The sequence below is a fragment of the Streptomyces sp. NPDC021115 genome (assembly GCF_044333065.1).
Classification (GTDB): Bacteria; Actinomycetota; Actinomycetes; order Streptomycetales; family Streptomycetaceae; genus Streptomyces.
In genome coordinates this window covers 888,993-907,316 of sequence record NZ_JBIRQF010000002.1, presented here as the reverse complement: position 1 = coordinate 907,316, position 18,324 = coordinate 888,993, and the positions used below count along the sequence as shown (strand labels likewise).

The 18,324-nt window shown below is 70.1% G+C and carries 14 protein-coding genes; 6 read left to right on the top strand and 8 right to left on the bottom strand.

Annotation, left to right across the window (positions count from 1 at the left end):
- Positions 1-41: 41 nt before the first annotated feature.
- The 6 genes from ACH4TL_RS09715 (at position 42) to ACH4TL_RS09690 (ending at position 8,164) form a co-directional block, all read left to right on the top strand.
- Positions 42-854, top strand: coding sequence for an ABC transporter permease (locus ACH4TL_RS09715; RefSeq protein ID WP_398309309.1), 813 nt, complete (start codon positions 42-44; stop codon positions 852-854).
- On the top strand, positions 827-1,603 hold the full coding sequence (locus ACH4TL_RS09710) for an ABC transporter ATP-binding protein (protein ID WP_398309312.1): 777 nt from the start codon (positions 827-829) through the stop codon (positions 1,601-1,603). The genes ACH4TL_RS09715 and ACH4TL_RS09710 overlap by 28 nt, the downstream gene beginning before the upstream one ends.
- A 67-nt stretch (positions 1,604-1,670) precedes the next feature.
- Positions 1,671-2,708, top strand: coding sequence for an ABC transporter substrate-binding protein (locus ACH4TL_RS09705; protein WP_398309315.1), 1,038 nt, complete (start codon positions 1,671-1,673; stop codon positions 2,706-2,708).
- The gene (locus ACH4TL_RS09700; RefSeq protein WP_398309318.1) at positions 2,708-3,871 is read left to right on the top strand and encodes an LLM class flavin-dependent oxidoreductase; all 1,164 of its coding nucleotides are present in this window, start codon (positions 2,708-2,710) and stop codon (positions 3,869-3,871) included. The genes ACH4TL_RS09705 and ACH4TL_RS09700 overlap by 1 nt, the downstream gene beginning before the upstream one ends.
- Before the next feature lie 119 nt (positions 3,872-3,990).
- Positions 3,991-6,897, top strand: a complete 2,907-nt coding sequence (locus ACH4TL_RS09695; RefSeq protein WP_398309321.1) for a SpoIIE family protein phosphatase — start codon at positions 3,991-3,993, stop codon at positions 6,895-6,897.
- Between the two features lie 118 nt (positions 6,898-7,015).
- Positions 7,016-8,164 (top strand): NAD(P)-binding domain-containing protein, encoded by a 1,149-nt coding sequence (locus ACH4TL_RS09690; protein ID WP_398309324.1) that lies wholly within the window; start codon positions 7,016-7,018, stop codon positions 8,162-8,164.
- On the opposite strand, the gene ACH4TL_RS09685 is transcribed toward ACH4TL_RS09690, so the two are convergent.
- The 8 genes from ACH4TL_RS09685 to rhaS form a co-directional block, all read right to left on the bottom strand.
- Complete coding sequence (locus ACH4TL_RS09685; protein WP_398309327.1) at positions 8,117-10,147, bottom strand: hypothetical protein; 2,031 nt, start codon at positions 10,145-10,147, stop codon at positions 8,117-8,119. The genes ACH4TL_RS09690 and ACH4TL_RS09685 overlap by 48 nt on opposite strands.
- Before the next feature lie 39 nt (positions 10,148-10,186).
- Positions 10,187-11,428, bottom strand: coding sequence for an acetyl-CoA carboxylase biotin carboxylase subunit family protein (locus tag ACH4TL_RS09680; RefSeq protein WP_398309330.1), 1,242 nt, complete (start codon positions 11,426-11,428; stop codon positions 10,187-10,189).
- Positions 11,429-11,571: 143 nt separating this feature from the next.
- Entirely contained in the window at positions 11,572-12,591 is a 1,020-nt protein-coding gene (locus ACH4TL_RS09675) for a LacI family DNA-binding transcriptional regulator (protein ID WP_398311494.1), read from the bottom strand.
- Positions 12,592-12,730: 139 nt separating this feature from the next.
- Positions 12,731-14,245 (bottom strand): glycoside hydrolase family 28 protein, encoded by a 1,515-nt coding sequence (locus tag ACH4TL_RS09670; protein ID WP_398309333.1) that lies wholly within the window; start codon positions 14,243-14,245, stop codon positions 12,731-12,733.
- A gap of 130 nt (positions 14,246-14,375) precedes the next feature.
- Complete coding sequence (locus tag ACH4TL_RS09665) at positions 14,376-15,398, bottom strand: LacI family DNA-binding transcriptional regulator (protein ID WP_398311497.1); 1,023 nt, start codon at positions 15,396-15,398, stop codon at positions 14,376-14,378.
- On the bottom strand, positions 15,395-16,822 hold the full coding sequence (locus tag ACH4TL_RS09660) for a BNR repeat-containing protein (protein ID WP_398309336.1): 1,428 nt from the start codon (positions 16,820-16,822) through the stop codon (positions 15,395-15,397). The genes ACH4TL_RS09665 and ACH4TL_RS09660 overlap by 4 nt, the downstream gene beginning before the upstream one ends.
- A gap of 19 nt (positions 16,823-16,841) precedes the next feature.
- On the bottom strand, positions 16,842-17,162 hold the full coding sequence (locus ACH4TL_RS09655) for an L-rhamnose mutarotase (RefSeq protein ID WP_398309339.1): 321 nt from the start codon (positions 17,160-17,162) through the stop codon (positions 16,842-16,844).
- 11 nt (positions 17,163-17,173) lie between these two features.
- The gene (gene rhaS, locus ACH4TL_RS09650) at positions 17,174-18,298 is read right to left on the bottom strand and encodes a rhamnose ABC transporter substrate-binding protein (RefSeq protein WP_398309342.1); all 1,125 of its coding nucleotides are present in this window, start codon (positions 18,296-18,298) and stop codon (positions 17,174-17,176) included.
- Positions 18,299-18,324: the final 26 nt, after the last annotated feature.

Genomic DNA, 18,324 nt, shown 5'->3' with positions numbered 1-18,324 from the left:
GTTGTGCGGGCGCCGAGGCGTACCCCCTTCATGGAGTCCCCGTGTCCCCGGTTCTTCTCGAACCGGTCGTGCCCCTGTCCGCGCGCCGCCGCACCGTACCCCGCTGGCTGCGCCGCACGACCGGTCCCCTTTCCCTGCTGCTGCTCTGGCAGGTGTGCAGCGCGACCGGTGTGCTGCCGACCGACGCGCTCGCCTCGCCCGGAACCATCGCCGGTACCGCCTCCGGTCTGATCGAGGACGGCACGCTGCCGCACGCCATGCTGGTGTCGGTGCAGCGGGTGCTGAACGGGCTGGTGATCGGCGGGGTCGTCGGGGTCGGGCTGGCACTGATCTCCGGCCTTTCGCGGCTCGGTGAGGACCTGGTCGACGCGACCGTGCAGATGCTGCGCAGCATCCCCTGGGTCGGGATGATCCCCCTGTTCATCATCTGGATGGGCATCGGCGAGGCGCCGAAGATCGCGCTCATCGCGCTCGGTGTCGCCTTCCACCTCTATCTGAACGTGTACGCGGGCATCCGCGGCGTGGACGCGCAGCTCATCGAGGCCGGGAACTCGCTGGGACTCGGCCGCTGGGGGCTGATCCGCCATGTGGTGCTGCCGGGGGCGCTGCCCGGGGCCATGACCGGGCTGCGGTACTCGCTGGCCACCGCCTGGCTGGCGCTGGTCTTCGGCGAGACCATCAACGCCGACGACGGGATCGGCTTTCTGCTCAACCGCGCGCGGGAGTTCTTCCAGACCGACGTCATCGTGGTCTGCCTGATCGTCTACGCCGTCCTCGGCCTGCTCGCCGATTTCATCGTCCGCACTCTGGAGAGGCTGCTGCTGCAATGGCGACCGACCTTCACCGGCAAGTGAACCCCTTGAAGAAGGAAGCGACGGCCGATGACGCCGTACGGGTCAGCTCGCTCACCCGGTCCTTCGACGGCCGCGCCGTCATCGACGACCTCGAACTGACCGTCCGCAAGGGCGAGTTCGTGGCGCTCCTCGGCCGCAGCGGCTGCGGCAAGTCGACGCTGCTGCGCGTACTGGCCGGGCTCGACCGGGAGATCGAGGGCGAGGTGCTGGTGCCGCGGCGCAAGGCCGTGGCCTTCCAGGCGCCGCGGCTCATGCCGTGGAAGCGGGTGTGGCGCAATGTGCTGCTCGGCCTGCCCGGCCGCCCCGGGCGCGAGGTCGCCGAGAAGGCGCTGAACGAGGTGGGCCTCGGCCACCGGACCGACGCCTGGCCCAAGACGCTGTCCGGTGGCGAGGCGCAGCGTGCCTCGCTCGCCCGGGCACTGGTGCGCGAACCCGATCTGCTGCTGCTCGACGAGCCGTTCGGCGCCCTGGACGCGCTCACCCGCATCACCGCACAGCGGCTGGTCGCCGACGTGTGGCAGAGCCACGGCTGCGCGGTGCTGCTGGTGACGCACGACGTCGAGGAGGCGTTGCTGCTCGCCGACCGGGTGCTGGTGATGGACGGCGGTGTCATCGCGCACGAGATCCGGGTGAACCGGGACCGCCCGCGCGACATCGCCGATCCGCACCTCGCCGATCTGCGCACCGAACTCCTGGATCGGCTGGGCGTGGAAGCGCCCGAGACCGCCGCGGTCGAGAAGGTCGCGTAACGCCTCCTCGGCTCCCTCTCGTACGAACCCCCCTGCACCACCCTCACCATGAACGGAACCCGCTGACATGAGACGGCGAATCGCCCCGGCCCTGCTCATCACCCTCGCCCTGCCGCTGTCCGCCTGCGTCAGCTCCCACTCGCAGAACGCCTCGTCCGGCTCCCCCGGCGACACCGACGGCAAGGGCGATGTGACCCTCAACGTCGGTGACCAGAAGGGCAACGACGAGGCGGTGCTGCGCGCCGCCGGTGAACTGAAGAACCTCCCCTACAAGATCAAGTGGTCGACGTTCACCTCAGGGCCGCCGATCCTGGAGGCCGTGAGCGCCAAGGCCGTGGACATCGGCGGCGTCGGCAACACCCCGCCCGTCGTGGCCGCCGCCGCCAAGTCCAAGATCAAGGTCGTGGGCGCCAAGCACGGTACGACCGACGGTGAGGCGATCCTCGTCGGGAAGGACTCGCCGCTGAGGAAGACCGCCGACCTCAAGGGCAAGACGGTGGCGGTGGCGCAGGGCAGTTCGGCCAACTACCAGCTGGTCGCCTCGCTCCGTAAGGCCGGGCTGTCCATCAAGGACGTCAAGGTCAGCTACCTCCAGCCCGCCGACGCGCTCGCCGCCTTCAGCCGCGGCAAGGTGGACGCGTGGGCCATCTGGGACCCGTACACGGCCCAGGCGCAGAAGCAGACGCACGCGCGGGTCCTCACCACCGGCAAGGGCGTGACCAACGGCCTCAACTTCCAGGTGGCCAACCCCTCGTCCCTCGACGACAAGAAGAAGACGAAGGTCATCAAGGACTATCTGGAGCGGCTGCGGCGCGCCCAGAAGTGGGTCTACAAGCACCCCGAGGCATGGGCCAAGGTGTGGGGCAAGGAGACGGGGCTCCCGTACGACGTGGCGCTGGAAGCCGTGAAGCGCACCAACGGCACCCGGGTGTACACGGCCATCGACAAGCCCGCCATCGCCTCCGAGCAGGAGATCGCGGACACCTTCGCCAAGCTGAAGCTCACCCCGCGCCGCTTCACGTTCGCCGACTACGTGGACACCCGCTTCAACGGCGGCCTGCCGCCGTCCAGCACCGCGCCGCGCACCTTCGGGAAGGGCTCCTGATGTCCGTCCGTCTGCACTGGTTCCTGCCGACGGGCGGCGACGGGCGCACCCTCGTCGACCGGCACGCCCACTCCGGCGGTGACCGCTCGGGCGCCACCCCGGTGAGCGGTGTCCGGGCGCCGGACATCGACTACCTGACGCAGATCGCCAAGGCCGCCGAGCATCTGGGGTTCGAGGCGGTGCTCACCCCGACCGGCACCTGGTGCGAGGACGCGTGGCTGACGACGGCCGCGCTCGCCCAGCACACCGAACGGCTGAAGTTCCTGGTGGCCTTCCGGCCGGGGCTGATCTCACCGGTGCTGGCGGCGCAGATGGCCGCCACGTACCAGCGGATCACCCGGGGGCGGCTGCTGCTCAACATCGTCACCGGCGGCGACTCCACCGAGCAGCGGCGCTTCGGCGACCGTCTCGACCACGACCAGCGGTACGCCCGTACGGCGGAGTTCCTGGAGGTCGTACGGGGTGTGTGGGGCGGCAAGCCGTACGACTTCGACGGCGAGCACTACCAGATCGCGGGCGGGCTGACCGCGGTGCCGCCCGACCCGCTGCCGCAGATCTTCTTCGGCGGCTCCTCCCCGGCCGCCGGTCCGGTCGCCGCCCGGCATACGGACGTCTATCTCACCTGGGGCGAACCGCCCGCCCAGGTCAAGGAGAAGATCGACTGGATCCGGGGGCTGGCGGAGCGGGAGGGCCGTGACGTCCGTTTCGGCATCCGGCTGCACACCATCGCCCGCGACTCCTCGCGCGAGGCATGGGCCGTCGCCGACCGGCTGCTCGACCAGCTCGGCCCGGAGACGGTCGCCTCCGCGCAGCGGGCGCTGGGGCGCAGCGAGTCGGTGGGCCAGCAGCGGATGCTGGCGCTGCACGGTGGCTCACGCGACCAGCTGGAGATCTCGCCCAACCTGTGGGCGGGGATCGGTCTGGTGCGCGGCGGCGCGGGAACGGCCCTGGTCGGCAGCCACGCCGAGATCGCCGACCGGATCGAGGAGTACCACGCGCTCGGCATCGAGCACTTCGTGCTGTCGGGCTATCCGCATCTGGAGGAGGCGTACTGGTTCGGCGAGGGCGTGACCCCGGAGCTGGCGGGTCGCGGCCTGCTGGCGGACGGCCGCCCGGCCCCGGGCGCGGGCGCCGCGCCGCTGCTGGTCGCCGGGGGCCGCTGACAAGGGACTCCTCGCCTCCTCGCCCAGCTCTCGGACGCGAGTATGTTGAATAGTGATGTTCTGGGGCATACCCGGCGGACCGCCCCGGTTCCGTGCGCGCTCGCGGCGGGAGGTGAGCCATGGCCGAGCAGGAACCCCTGGTCCAGGCCGGTACCGCCCGGCTGCGCACGATCATCACGGCGGGCGATGAGCTGGGCGACGCCGAGCTGCTGGGCTTCGCGCTGGACCACGCGGTCACGGAAGCGGGCGGGCTGGGCGGCATGGTGCATCTGCGGGGCCCGGTCAGCCCGGGGCTGCTGCTGATGGCGGCGCACGGACTCGCGCGTACGGTCGCCCGGCACTGGGAGAAGATCGAGGAGTCCGGCGTCACCACCCCGGCCCGCGCGGTGGCCGACGGGGTGCCGGTATGGGCGCCCGCCCACACCGCCGCCGCTCGCGGCCCGGCGCTGCCCGCCGACTGCGGGCTGCTGGCGGTTCCGCTGGTCACCCCGGGCGGGGTGGCGGGCGTGCTGTCCGTACTGACGGACCGCGCGCAGGAGCCCACCCGGCGGCAGCGGGAGTCGGTCGAGACCCTCGCCGCGTGGGCCGCGCTGCGGCTGCGGGAGCACGCACCGGCCGCCTGGCCCGCCGAAACCTCCCCGGACCGGGACGACGCGGGCCCGGACGGCCAAGTGCGGCAGGAGCCGTCCGCCACCCGTCTGCGGCAGGCGCTCAAGGCGCTCAGGGTGGGGTCCTGGGAGTGGAACCTGGCCACCGGAGAACTGGTGTGGGACGAGCCGACCCTGGCCCTCTTCGGCATGGATCCGGGCGCCCCGAAGCAGCCGTTCGAGAACTGGACGCGCCTGGTCCACCCCGATGATCTGCCCTGGGTGCTGGTCGAGGCCGAGCAGGCGATCCGCCACCGCAGGGTCTTCAGCGTGGAGTACCGGATCTGCCGACCCGACGGGACCACGAGCTGGGCCAGCGCGCGGGGTCGGGTCCTGCTCGGACAGGACGATCAGCCCGCCGGCATGGTCGGCACGGTATGCGACATCACCGAGAGCCGCATCACCCGGGACGCGGTGAACCGTGCGCTGCGCCATATGAGCGACGCGTTCTTCGCGGTCGACAGCGAGTGGCGGATCACCTTCGTCAACGTCGAGGCGGAGCGGCTGCTCGGCACCCCCCGGACGCTGCACGGCCGGACGCTGTGGGACGCCTTCGCGCAGCTCGGCGTCGATGCCGCGGAAACGGGCCTCGAGGCCCACTGCCGACAGGCCGCCGAAAGCGGCACACCCGTCGGATTCGAGATGCGGTGGCCCGCCAACGAGCGCTGGTACCACATGCGGCTGGTCCCTGTTCCCGAAGGGCTGACGGTCTACGCCACCGATGTCACCGAGCGCCGGTCACGCGAGGAGGAGCGCGCCGCGGCGGAACGCGCGGCGGCCGAGCGCACCACCCGGATCACCGAGTTCACGGACGCCCTCGCGGAGGCCCTGACCATGCAGGACGTGGTGAAGGCCATCGCCGAGCGGGTGCTGCGGCCGTTCGGCGCCTCCGGCCTCGTCGTCCAGCTCATCGAGGGGAAGGTGATACGGGTCGCCGGCGCCGTCGGATATCCGCGCGCCTTCCTCGACTCCATCGACGGGTCCCCGATCGGTGACGTCTCCCCGATCGCCGAGGTGTACTACAGCAGGACACCGGCCTTCGTCGGCTCGGCGGAGGAGTACATCGCGCGCTATCCGGCGATGGCCTGGCGCCCGGCCGCGGCCGAGAAGGCCGCCTGGGCCTTTCTGCCGCTGACCGTCTCCGGCCGCTGCATCGGCTGCTCGGTCATCGCCTTCGCCGAGCCGCGCCATCTCGACGAGGAGGAGCAGGCCCTTCTCACCGCCCTCAGCGGGCTCATGGCGCAGGCCATCGAGCGAGCCCGGCTGTACGACACGGAGCACAACCGGGCCAAGGAGCTCCAGCGGGGACTCCTGCCGCAGACCCTGCCATCGCTGGGCACGGTCACCACCGCAGCGCGCTATCTGCCCGCCAGCGAGGGCATCGACGTCGGCGGCGACTGGTACGACGTGATCCCGCTGTCCGGCGCCCGGGTGGCTCTGGTGATCGGCGATGTGATGGGCCACGGCCTGTCCGAGGCCGCCACCATGGGGCGGCTGCGCACCGCCGTGCGCACGCTCGCGGATCTGGATTTCCCGCCCGCCGAACTCCTCACCCGTCTCAATGACCTGGTCAACGACCTCGGGGACAACTTCTACGCCACCTGTCTTTACGCGGTGTACGACCCGGCCACCACCATCTGCTCCTTCGCCCGGGCCGGGCACCCACCGCCGGGGATCATCCTCCCCGGGAGCGCCGTCCAGTTCCCCGACCACGCCCCCGACCCTCCGCTGGGCGCGGCCAGGCCGCCGTTCGAGACGGTCGAGGTCTCCCTCCCCGAGGGCAGTCTGCTGGTGCTGTACACCGACGGGCTCATCGAATCGCCCACCCGCGACATCGACCGCGGCATGCGCCACCTGGCGAGAGCGCTGTCCGGCGCGTTCACGGTCCGGGGCGGGCGCGAACCCCTGGAGCGGCTGTGCGACGACGTCCTGGCGGAGCTGCTGCCCGAGAAGGAGCTCACACAGGACGACGCCGCGCTGCTGATCGCCCGTACCCATGCGACAGCCCCCGACGACATCGCCGCCTGGCCGCTGTCCGACGGCCCGATCGCCGCGAGCGAGGCCCGCGACCACGTCCGCGACCAGTTGACCCACTGGAACCTCGACCCGCTCATCATGACCGCGGAGCTACTGGTCAGCGAGCTGGTCGGAAACGCCGTCCGGCACGCCAAGAGCCCCGTCGGGCTGCGTCTGCTGCGCGGCGAGGGGCTGATCTGCGAGGTGTCCGACGGCAGTCTGACCACGCCCCGGATCCGCCACGCCGCGGAGACGGACGAGGGCGGCCGCGGGTTGCAGTTGGTGGCCGCGCTCTCCCAGCGCTGGGGCACCCGCTACACCGGTGACGGAAAGTGCATCTGGACCGAGCAGCAGGTGCCGTGACCGCGCGGCTGGTCACGAGCCGCCGAGGCGCCGCATGACGCGCTGCGGGTGGCCGAGAGCCGGGGCATGCGGCTGGAGGATGGGGAAGAACCGGCGCCGGAGCCGAGTTAGTAGAAGCATGAACAACGTGGACGTCGTGGTCGTGGGCGCCGGGCAGGCGGGGCTGTCGGGGGCGTATCACCTGCGGCGAGCGGGATACGAGCCGGGCGCCGGGTTCGTGGTGCTCGACCACTCCCCCGCGCCCGGCGGGGCGTGGCAGTTCCGGTGGCCGTCGCTGACGTACGGCAAGGTGCACGGGATGTACGACCTGCCCGGGATGCGGCTGGCCGGCGACGACGCCGATCCCGAGCGGCCGTCGTCCGAGGTGGTCCCGGCGTACTTCGCGCGCTACGAGCGCGCCTTCGACCTGCGGGTCGTACGCCCTGTGCACGTCACCGCCGTACGCGACGGCGACGACGGCGGGCTGCTGGTCGAGACCTCGGCCGGGACGTGGTCCGCCCGCGCGCTGATCAACGCGACCGGCACTTGGGACCGGCCCTTCTGGCCGCGCTACCCCGGGCAGGAGACCTTCCGGGGGCGGCAGGTGCACACCTCGCGGTACCCGGGGCCCGAGGCGTTCGCCGGGCAGCGGGTGGTCGTCGTCGGGGGCGGGACGTCCGGGGTGCAGCATCTGCTGGAGATCGCCGAGGTGGCGGCCGAGACCACCTGGGTCACCCGCCGCCCCCCGGTGTTCCGCACCGGGCCGTTCGGCGAGGACCAGGGGCGGGCCGCGGTGTCGCTGGTGGAGGAGCGGGTACGGCGGGGGCTGCCGCCGCAGAGCGTGGTGTCGGTGACGGGGCTGCCCATGACGGAGGCGATGGAGCGGGCCAAAAGGCGAGGGGTGCTGGACCGGCTGCCGATGTTCGACCGGATCACGCCGGACGGGGTGAGCTGGGCGGACGGCCGCACGGTGGCGGCGGACGTCATCCTCTGGGCCACCGGTTTCCGCGCCGCGATCGACCACCTCGCCCCGCTGCGGCTGCGCGAGCCGGGTGGCGGGATCGCCGTCGAGGGGACCCGGGCCGTCCGGGATCCCCGGGTGCACCTGGTCGGCTACGGCCCGTCGGCGAGCACGATCGGGGCGAACCGGGCGGGCCGGGCCGCGGTGCGCGACATACGGGCGCTGCTGGACACGGCTCCCGCCCTTGCGACCGCCATGCCTCGTGGTCAGGCAGAAGGCTCACAGGCTCGTGGGGCCTTCGAGGGCTTGCAGCATCCCCGCGGGTAGCCGGTCGTTGCCCCAGCTGCGCTCGATGTAGCCGATGATCCGCGCGATGTCTTCGGCGGGCACCCGCTCCGGTTCGCCACTCTCGAGCGGGTCGGCGTGGAAGATGTAGAGGCGCGAGGCGAACTGGTCGAACGGCAGTGAGGCCTCGCCGAACCGCTCGCCGTTGCCCGCGGTGGAGACGACGACGCCGTCGCCCCAGTCCTGGCCGCTGTCGTTGTTCGGGTTGAAGAAGTACACCCGCATGACGTCCTGCGGGTCCGGCGCGGCCCGCAGGATCGTGATCGCGTGCCAGCCGACGTAGCGGGCGGCGCTGTCGGTGACGGCGACGCCGGCCGGCTGCGGATGGATCAGCGGCTGCCCGCCGTTGTAGGACGGGTGGTAGGTGGCGTGGAACTGCCGCAGGAACTCGTCGAGGTCGACCAGGTTGCCGGTCGCGACGTCGACGTTGATGTGGAACCCGCGGCCCGCCCACCAGCCGTGGAACTCGGGGTTGACCCACCGGTGCGGATCCCCTGGCCGCTCGGCGCAGCGCCGCCCCATCTCGGCGTAGATCCGGTCCAGGTGGGGCACCAGGAGCAGCGATACGGGGTCCAGGTCCATCGGCAGCGTGCTGGCGACTCCGGCCACGCTGTCCTTCGACGAGATCGGCTGACCCTCGAAGTGCATGAGGATCTCGTCGTCGCGGGCCGCCCAGACCACCATCTGCAGCAGGTAGTCCGGGTCGTTGTAGGACCACATCGACAGCGCGCGGGCCGACTGGCAGGTGGGGTTGTCGCCCTGGCCGACGCCGAGCGGCTGGCCCAGCATCGAGAGCACGCCCGCGACCAGCCGCGCCCGCGGGCCCGGCACGTCGCCGAAAACCGTCGTCAGCCGCTCCCGCGCGACCGGGGAGAGCTCAAGGGCCAGCTGGCGCCAGAGCGCGGGCACGATCGGCGGCTCGTAGAGGATGCCGCGGTCGAGCAGCAGCGCCAGCCCGTAGACGCTCTGCGCGGTCTGCGGGTGCACGGCCACCTCGATCAGCCGGTGCACCAGTTCGCTGTAGCGCAGCAGGCAGTTCCGGCCGGTGTCGGACAGCCCGAGCGCCTCAGCGAGGAGGTAGTCACTCTCGCGCAGCAGGAACCGGAGCAGTTCCGCGTGGTACGGCGACACCAGGCCGGTGTCGTGCATCGCCCGCGCGAACCCCGCCGCCTCGTACTGCAGGCCACCGGTGTCCATCGCCTCGAGCCGGGAGCGGAAGACGTCGATGCCCGGATCCTCCCGGCACGCCTCGGTGGTCCCGTACAGACTCGTGATGAGCCGGTCGATGCCCAGCCCCGACGACACGCCGAGAGCGACGTCCGGATCGTCGAGGTAGATCGCGATCCGGGTGATCAGGGACTGCACCGACTCGACCTGTATCGGACGCTGGCGCAGGATCCGCCAGATCTCGTCGACCAGGTTGTCCATGAGGCTGTCGTAACCGATCCCGTCCGCGAGGTGACGGAACAGGTCCCGGATGAGCTGCGCGGTCCGGCCCTGCTGGGTGCGCTCCGCCTCGCTGGGCGCGGTGAACAGCAGCTCCAGGTTCATCGCCATCACCTGGGACAGGAACTGGCGGGCGTCCTCGGCGGGCAGCGTCGGGTGCGCGAAGTCGCCGAGGGCGACGGCGAGCATCCGCAGCTCGCTGGTCGCCTCCATGACGACGGTGTCGGCGTCTCCGCTGTGCAGGCTCGGGCCGACCAGCGCCGGGATGAGGATGTCCGGGGACGCCCAGTCCGTCCCCTGGAAGAGCCCGGCTTCCTCGAGCGCCTGTGCCCTGGCCCGGACCGCCGCGGCGCCGCCCGGCTGCATGAGCACCCGCCGCAATGCTTCCAGGACCCGCCGCAGCTTCGTGTGCTTGCCGAAGTCACGGGTTTCGGCCATGGCCTGGATGGCGTCGTCGAGTGAGGTCACGCGCTTGTCCAGCGTCGTGGCCTCACCCCTGACGTCGACGGTCGGTTTCAATGGGTTTCCTCGGGTAGGTCTCCTGCGCCGACAGGGCCGTCAGACGTAGAAGTCGAGCTCTTCCTGCTTCTTCAACAGGTCGCGCATCCGGTAGGGGTCATCACCGAAGAAGTACACCAGGCCCCAGTGGGTGCCGAACGCGGTCCTCTTGGTGACAGTCTCCTCGAGCGGCGTCGAGAGGTCGTGCGACTCGTAGTAGTCGTCGTCCTCGGTCTCCTGCGGGATCTCCAGGTCGCTGACGACACGGCGGCGCGGGTAGACGCCGAAGCATCCGGCGACCCCGGACGCGTCGACCACCTCGCGCGGGAAGAAGGCGTCGATCTCCTCCTCGGTCGTCTTCGGATCGAAGGCCAGCACCAGTGCATGGTAGGCGTTGAACCCGTATGTCCGCTCCAGTAGCTCGAACACCTTGAATCCCGGCGGGCGGTAGGCTACCTCACCGAAGTACATCTCGCCGTCGCTGGTGACGAAATACTCTGGGTGCACGAAGCCGAACTCGATGTCGAACGTCTTGATGAGCTTCTCGATCTGCGCCGTGATCTGCGGGCGGTACCGCTCCAGTTCCGGGGTTGCCGGCACGAACACCGAATAGCCCAGTGTGACGTATTCGGAGATGTTGAGGAACTTGATCTTTCCGTTGTGTATCCACGCCTCGACCGCGAACTCCCAGCCGTCGAGGTGGGATTCCATGAGGACCGGGAACTCCTCATCCGGAATCGTGTCGATCTCGTCCGGGGTGCGGATGACGCGGTGCCCGAGGCATCCTGCTTTGTCGAACGCCTTGACATGGATCGGGTCGTTCGGGTCGCCGTCCAGCTTGAGCAGGGTCTGATTGACGCGCTTGAGGAAGCGGATCACATCGTCCCGGTCGTGGGCTTCCTCGAATATTCCGACCCGGATGCCGCCGAGTTGCGCGCGGCGCTTCATCAGCGCCTTGTCCCGCAGCAGCATGGACTGACCGTACAGACGCGGGTTGTCCAGCAGAACGGAGTTGATCGCCCCCGCCCATTCAACCGTTTCCTCGAACAGCGGGATCGCGACGTCGACGCCCTCGTTCCGAAGGGTCTCGGCGATCTCCAGGGAGCGGTCGTTGAGCCGTTCGAAATTCCACGGCAGGTAGGGGATGTCGTGGTCGACGCAGTACTCCTCGGCCCACTCCGGCGCCACGACGACGTATCGCCGGTCGAACCGATCGAGGGCTTCCACCGCATTGAGACTCCAGCCAAGAAGCGCTACATAGCCTTTGTCCGGGTTCCTGGTGATCGGTTCGACTTGTGGCATAGACAGTTTCTCCTTCGGGCGCAGTGCGCGCATCGGCGGCGTAACTGGCGCCTACCCGGCGATCTGACACGCAAGCACCTCACGCCCCCGATCGGCGCCGAGCCAGGTTCCGTGGCGAAGCCGCCCGGGGAACAGCCCGCGGCCTACGCGCCCGGCTTCGCCGCCAGCGTGGAGTCCCGTACGACCAGCTCCGGCTGGAGGACGATCCGCTGGTGGCGGTGGACGTCGGTGTCCTCGCCCGTCTCCTCGATCAGCAACTCGGCGGCCGTACGGCCCATCCGGAACGCGGGCTGCCGCACCGAGGTCAGCGGCACGGCAGCGGCCGCCGCGAACTCGATGTCGTCGTAGCCGACCAGCGCCACCTCGCCCGGCACCGACACCCCGGCCGCGAAGAGCGCCTGGAGCACGCCGAGCGCCAGCAGGTCGTTCGCGCAGAACACCGCGGTCGGCCGGGGCGAGATGCCCAGCAACCGGGCACCGGCGTCACGGCCCGCCGCCACGTCCAGCCGCTCGGCTTCGATGTGCAGCAGCGCCTCCGGCGGCAGGCCCTCCTCGGCGAGCGCGGCGAGCGCCCCGGCGCGGCGGTCCTGGCACTGCGGCAGCTGCATCGGGCCGCTGACGTACAGCAGCCCGCGGTGTCCCTGGGCGATGAGGTGGCGGGCGGCGAGCGCGCCGCCCTCGATGTCGTCCACCGACACCGAGCACCCCTCGGAACTGGGCACCTCACGGTCCACGAGGACGAAGGGGATGTCGTGGCGGCGGAAGTTCTCCAGGTTGCCGCCGGTGGCGTCGGCGGGGGTCACCAGGACTCCGCGCACCCGGTGCTCGGCGAAGAGGGAGAGGTAGTCGGCCTCCTCGTCGGCGCTCTGCGCGCTGTTGCACACCATGACGCCGAGCCCCGCGTCGCGCGCGGCGCGCTCGGCGCCGCTGGCCACGTCCACGAAGAAGGGGTTCGCCATGTCGAGGACCAGCAGCGAGATGATCCGGCTGCGCCCGGCGCGCAGCTGGCGCGCGGATTCGCTGCGTACGTAGCCCAGCCGCTCGATCGCGGCCTGCACCCGGTCGCGGGTGGCCTCGGCGACCATCTCCGGTCGGTTGATCACGTTCGAGACGGTGCCGACGGACACTCCCGCCTGCCGCGCGACGTCCTTGATCCCCACCATGCGCCCCACGACCTCGGCCTCCGCCTTCCCGCAGCCCACCTCGGCCGCGGGACCCATGCTATGGCGTGAACGGCACGGATTTCCTCCACCCCGCCGCGGGTGCGCACCACGCGGCGGGCCGGCCGGTCGGTGGACCGGTCTACGAGCAGTTCTGGGTGGAGCCGGAGGCGCTGACACGCAGGGCGCCGCCGGAGGTGTTCGCGCCGCCGGTCTGGCAGTAGCCGCTGACGTTCTGGAACATGAGGTCGGCGGGGCTGTCGTCGCCGCGCTGCGCGGTGAAGTGGTCGAAGCGCAGTCCGCTGCCGCTGTTGGCGATGACCGCCGGACGGCCGTCGTCCTTCGCGAACCGCACCGAGCTGTCGGTGAAGGTGACGCGATCGGCGTTGTGGAGGTACCAGCCGAAGGCGGGGCGGGTCCCGATGCTCTTCGGGTTGTAGTCCTTGGCGTCGTTGCTGGGGACGCCGGTGGACATGGTGTCGTTGCCGCCGGGCACGGTCAGGTCGACGCCGGTGAAGGTGACGTCGCTGATGTGGTTGCTTCCCGACTCGCCCCACAGGGTGGGGCTGAAGGAGGGGCTGTTGCCGGTGCCGGTGATGTTGTCGTAGGTGATGTCGCTGATGTGGCCGACGCCCGGGTTGTTTCCGCAGCGTTTTCTGGTACCGATCTTCTGCATGATCGGCGAGTGGACGTCTCGCATGGTGATGTCGCGGTAGTGGACGTCGGAGATGTCCCCGCCGTCCATGGACACCATGCCGAGCCCGGACTTGTCCGCGCCGTTGATGGTGATGCCCTGGAAGTCGTAGTCGGTGAAGTCGCCGCAGGTCTCGGAGCCGAACATCAGGGCGTTGCAGCACTCCGCGGAGAGCTTGGTGTCGCGGACCTTCACATGCCCGTTGGGGAGCTTGGCGCCGAGGGCGTAGTCGCTCTTGAAGACGAGCGCGTCGTCATTGGCGGCGATGTTCGCGTTCGTGATGGTGGCGTTGGTGGTGCTGATGACGTTCCAGCCGTCGCGGTCGCTCGCGGTGTCGATCGTGAGGTGGTCGGAGGTGACGTCGTCGCAGCCGTTGATCAGCGCGGCGAAGTGGCCGCCGCGGCGCAGGGTGATCCCGCTGAGGGTGAGGCCCTTGCAGCGGGTCAGCGAGATGATCTTGTCCGCCTCGCCGGAATCCGGGTTGCCGGTGATGAGGTTGCCGGCACCGTCGATCGCTCCGGAGCCGGTGAAGCCGATGTTGGTGAGCTTGTCGCCGTAGAACATGGCGTTGTGGAAGTGGCTGTGCCCGTAGTCCTGGTAGCCGTCGTTCGGGTTGGACTCGGGCTTGTCATAGGTGTCCGCGCTGGAGCCGAGGATGGTGGCACCGGCGTCGAGCTGAAGGGTGACGTTGCTCTTCAGATGGACCGTGTTCTTGGACTTGTACTGCCCGGATGGGAACGTGACGGTCCCGCCTCCGGCGGCGGCCGCCGCGTTGACGGCCTTCTCGATCGCTCCGGTGTCGTTGGTGGACCCGTCGGCCTTGGCCCCGTAGTCCTTGACGTCGAAGGTGGCGGCCCGGGAGGGTGCGGCGGGAGCGGCGGGAGCGGCGGCCACCGTGGACACCTGGGCCGGTCCGAGTACGACGGCGAGCACGAACACCGCTGATGCGGGGAGTTTTCTCACTCTTCCTTCTCCTTCGCATATCGGGGTGATTGCTTCAAGGAGATCCGATGTATTCCTGTGAAAGGTGCAGACCATGGTGGAATGTACTCAGCCCGCCGAAGCTGTCAATGGATACCGAAAAACCCAGTGGTCAGCCTCGTAGCCCGGTCATGCTCGATCCACGGACGACGAGCTCGGGTCGCAGCACGATGCGTTGATGGCGATGGTCATCCGATCCCTCGCCCGTCTCGTCGATCAGCAGCTCGGCCGCCGTACGACCCATCCGGAACGCGGGGCGGCGCACCGAGGTCAGCGGCACCGCCGCGGCCGCCGCGAACTCGATGTCGTCGTACCCCACCAGCGCCACCTCGCCCGGCACCGACACCCCCGCCGCGTACAGCGCCTGGAGCACGCCCAGGGCCAGCAGGTCGTTCGCGCAGAACACCGCCGTCGGCCGCGGGGAGATGCCCAGCAGCCGGGCACCGGCGTCACGGCCCGCCGCCACGTCCAGCCGCTCCACCTCCACATGGCGCAGCGCGGCCTCGGCGACGCCCTCCTCGCGCAGGGCGTTCAGCGCGCCGGTGCGGCGGTCGCGGCACTGGGCGAGGTGCATCGGGCCGCTGACGTACGCCACCGTGCGGTGCCCCTGGGCGAGGAGGTGGCGGGCGGCGAGCGTGCCGCCCTCGATGTCGTCCACCGACACCGAGCACCCCTCGGAGCTGGGCACCTCGCGGTCCACGTAGACGAACGGGATGCCGTGGCGGCGGAAGTTCTCCAGGTTGCGGCCGGTGGCATCGGCAGGGGTGACGAGGACGCCGCGTACCCGCTGCTCGGTGAAGAGCCCCAGGTAGTCGGCCTCCTCCCGGGCGCTCTGCGCGCTGTTGCACACCATCACCCCGAGGCCCGCATCGCGGGCGGCGCGCTCGGCGCCGCCCGCCACGTCCACGAAGAACGGGTTCGCCATGTCGAGCACCAGCAGCCCGACGATGCGGCTGTGGCCCGCGCGCAGCTGGCGCGCCGACTCGCTGCGGACGTAGCCCAGCCGCTCGATGGTGGACAGAACCCGGGCCCGGGTCGCCTCGGACACCGAATCCGGGCGGTTGATGACGTTGGAGACCGTGCCGACCGAGACCCCGGCCTCCTTCGCCACCTCCTTGATGCCCACGCCCGTCAGGACGGCAGCCGGAAGTCGATGACCCGGAGGGCCGAGGGCGTGGTGCCGCTCGACTTCCGCTGGTACATGAACGACAGCACGCCGTCCTGGGCGAGGCGGGTGTCGTCCACGACGACCTCGCCGAAGGCGTTCAGCCCGCTGCCGTCGAAGAGTGTCTTCCAGTCGGTGTAGCCCGAGGCGCTGGACGCGGCGACGATGCGGCCGTACGGCATGACGGCGTAGGCGTTGTCGTACTTGTCGAAGGCCAGATGGGTGCGCTGGCTGGAGTTGAGGGCGACCGGGATCTCGGTCTTCTTCCAGGCGCCCGCGGCGTTCTTGAAGAGGTGGAAGGCGCGGCCGTTTGCGGTGCGGTCGGCCACGTAGTCGGTGGTGCACTGGCCGAAGCGGCCGGGGACATAGCTGATGACGGCGTGCGGGCGCCCGGCGGAGTCGGTGGCCTGGCTCTCCTGGTTCATCAGCGAGTGGTCGGGGTTGAGGGGGTCGACGACCGTGCCGGTGTCGTTCACGGTCACCTTGTCGGCGCCGCCGGTGGTGCCGACCACGGTGCCCGCCGCGTTGCGCCAGGTGCGGCCGCGGTCGGTGCTGTAGACGTAGCCGGTGTCGTGGTTGGTGAGGCCACCGGCATTGCACATCACCGCGTTGTTCTGCTCGCGCCAGGTGTAGAAGGCGTGCAAGCGGCCGTCCGAGCCGTAGTCGATGCCGTGCAGATACATGTTGCGGGCGGTGCTGGAGCCGTGCTCGCTGGTGTACGTCCCCGTGGACGCGGACCATTCGCCGAGCGCGGTCCACTTGGTGCCGTCGTACTCGGCCAGCGCGTTGCGCCCGTTGCCGGAGACCCCGACGCGGTAGCTGAGCTGGAGACGGCCCTCGGGGGTGGCCACGAACTGCGGATACGTGAACTGGGAGGTGAGCGCGAGCCCGTCGAGGGTGGTCTGCACGGCGCCGAACTGGGCGCTGTTCCAGGGGTGTCCGGCGGGGTCGTCCAGCAGCCCGGCCACCGACTTCACATAGAAGAAGCCGCTGCTGTGGGAGTCCATGTTGAGGTGCAGGCGGCCGTCGACGCGCGAGATCCCCATGGAGATCACGTTGTGGGAGTCGTCGGCGGTGAGCTGATGCGCCAACCGGACGGTCTGCCACTCCGCCCCGCCCAGCGCGCGGCGGCCGATGACGGTGGTGCGGTCGCCGGTGTACCAGACGGCGTACTGGTAGCCCTTGTAGGTGAGCAGCCCGTTCTTCTGGAACGCGTTGTTGTTCACCAGGCCGTTGTACGACTCGAAAAAGATGGCCTTCGGGTCGAGCTGGGTGTCGGCGACCTTGCTGACCGCCGGGCCGGGGGCCGCGGTGGTCGCGGCGGTGGCGCTTCCGGCCGGGACGGCGGCGGTGAGGAGGGCGGTGGCCAGGGCGGCGACGGCCAGGGGTCTCATATGCGTATGTCTCCGTGTCCTAGGCGAGGTGGAACACTTCGGTGAGCGGTGCCATGGCCTCATCCGGCTTGGCGCCGTCCAATGCCTCAAAGAAGTCCGCCATCTCCGCCTGCCACCGCGCGTTGACGTCGGTCGCGGCCATCGCGGCCTGTGCCGCCGCGAAGTCCTCTGTCTCCAGATAGCCGACGAGAAGCCCGTCCTCCCGCAGGAAGAGCGAGTAGTTGTGCCACCCGGCCTCGGACAGCGCCTCCAGCATCTCCGGCCACACGGCCGCGTGCCGCTCGCGGTACTCGGCCAGCCGCTCCTGGCGGACCTTCAGCAGAAAACACACACGCTGCATCACCGGCCGCCTCAGAAGTCGTACTTGTCGATGTTGGACTTGTCGAAGACGGTGGGAGGGCCGAGGATGACCTCGCCCTTCTTGCCGACCGTGTACTCGCCGAGCTTCCCGGCCTTGAACTGCTCCCCCTCGGCCCCGGTGATCTGCCCGGAGGCGAGCGCGGCGGCGGCGTACGAGCCCAGGTACCCGAGCTTCTTGGGGTCCCACAGCGCGAACTGCTCGACCGTGCCGTCCTTGACGTACTTGCGCATCTGGTTCGGCGTGCCGAGGCCGTTCAGCACGACCTTGCCCTTGTACGAGGAGTCGCTGATGTAGCGGGCGGCCGCGGCGATGCCGACCGTGGTGGGCGAGATGATGCCCTTGAGCTTGGGGTACGCCTTCAGCAGGCCCTGGGTCTCCTGGAACGACTTCTGGTCGTCGTCGTCCCCGTACACCGTCTTGACCAGCTTCATGTTCTTGTAGGCGGGCTTCTTCAGCTCGTCCTTCATGAAGCCGATCCAGGTGTTCTGGTTGGTCGCGTTCTGGGTGGCCGAGAGGATCGCGATCTCGCCCTTGTAGTCGAGTTGCTTCGCCAGGTGCTGGACCTGGCTGCGGCCGATCTCCTCCGAGCTGGCCTGGTTGATGAACACCTGGCGGCAGGCCGGGGCGGTGTCCGAGTCGTACGCGACGACCTTGATGTTCTTCTTCATGGCCTGCTTGAGCGGGCCGCACACCGCGTTGGGGTCGTTGGCGGCGATGAGGATGGCGTCCTGCCGCTGCTGGATCAGGGTGTTGATGTACGAGACCTGGGAGGAGGCGCTGGCGTCGGACGGGCCGACCTCCTTGCCCTTGCCGCCGAAGTCCGCGGCGGCGGCGATCCCGGAGGTGTCCAGGATCTTCAGGTACGGGTTGTTGATCTGCTTGGGCAGGAAGGCGAGCTTCAGGCCCTTCTTCAGCGGGGCGTCCGGGTCGGCCTTGGCGTCGCTCTTGGCGGGGCCGCCGTTGTCGGTGTCCTTCTTGGTCGTGCCGCCGCAGCCCGCGAGCGTGACGGCGAGGGCACAGACCGCGGCGGCGGTGGCGACGGCGCGGCGGCGGCTCGAAATGTGGCTGTGGCGCGCAGCGCCTCGTTTGAGGGTGGTGGGCGACGGGAGGGACATGAAGAGACCTTTCGCGGTGCGTGGAT

Bases quoted from the DNA above. Each gene is read 5' to 3' on its own strand.
- rhaS (WP_398309342.1), bottom strand. From the start codon at position 18,298: ATGTCCCTCCCGTCGCCCACCACCCTCAAACGAGGCGCTGCGCGCCAC.
- ACH4TL_RS09690 (WP_398309324.1), top strand. From the start codon at position 7,016: ATGAACAACGTGGACGTCGTGGTCGTGGGCGCCGGGCAGGCGGGGCTG.
- ACH4TL_RS09695 (WP_398309321.1), top strand. From the start codon at position 3,991: ATGGCCGAGCAGGAACCCCTGGTCCAGGCCGGTACCGCCCGGCTGCGC.
- ACH4TL_RS09700 (WP_398309318.1), top strand. From the start codon at position 2,708: ATGTCCGTCCGTCTGCACTGGTTCCTGCCGACGGGCGGCGACGGGCGC.
- ACH4TL_RS09680 (WP_398309330.1), bottom strand. From the start codon at position 11,428: ATGCCACAAGTCGAACCGATCACCAGGAACCCGGACAAAGGCTATGTA.
- ACH4TL_RS09655 (WP_398309339.1), bottom strand. From the start codon at position 17,162: ATGCAGCGTGTGTGTTTTCTGCTGAAGGTCCGCCAGGAGCGGCTGGCC.
- ACH4TL_RS09705 (WP_398309315.1), top strand. From the start codon at position 1,671: ATGAGACGGCGAATCGCCCCGGCCCTGCTCATCACCCTCGCCCTGCCG.
- ACH4TL_RS09675 (WP_398311494.1), bottom strand. From the start codon at position 12,591: ATGGTGGGGATCAAGGACGTCGCGCGGCAGGCGGGAGTGTCCGTCGGC.
- ACH4TL_RS09660 (WP_398309336.1), bottom strand. From the start codon at position 16,822: ATGAGACCCCTGGCCGTCGCCGCCCTGGCCACCGCCCTCCTCACCGCC.
- ACH4TL_RS09710 (WP_398309312.1), top strand. From the start codon at position 827: ATGGCGACCGACCTTCACCGGCAAGTGAACCCCTTGAAGAAGGAAGCG.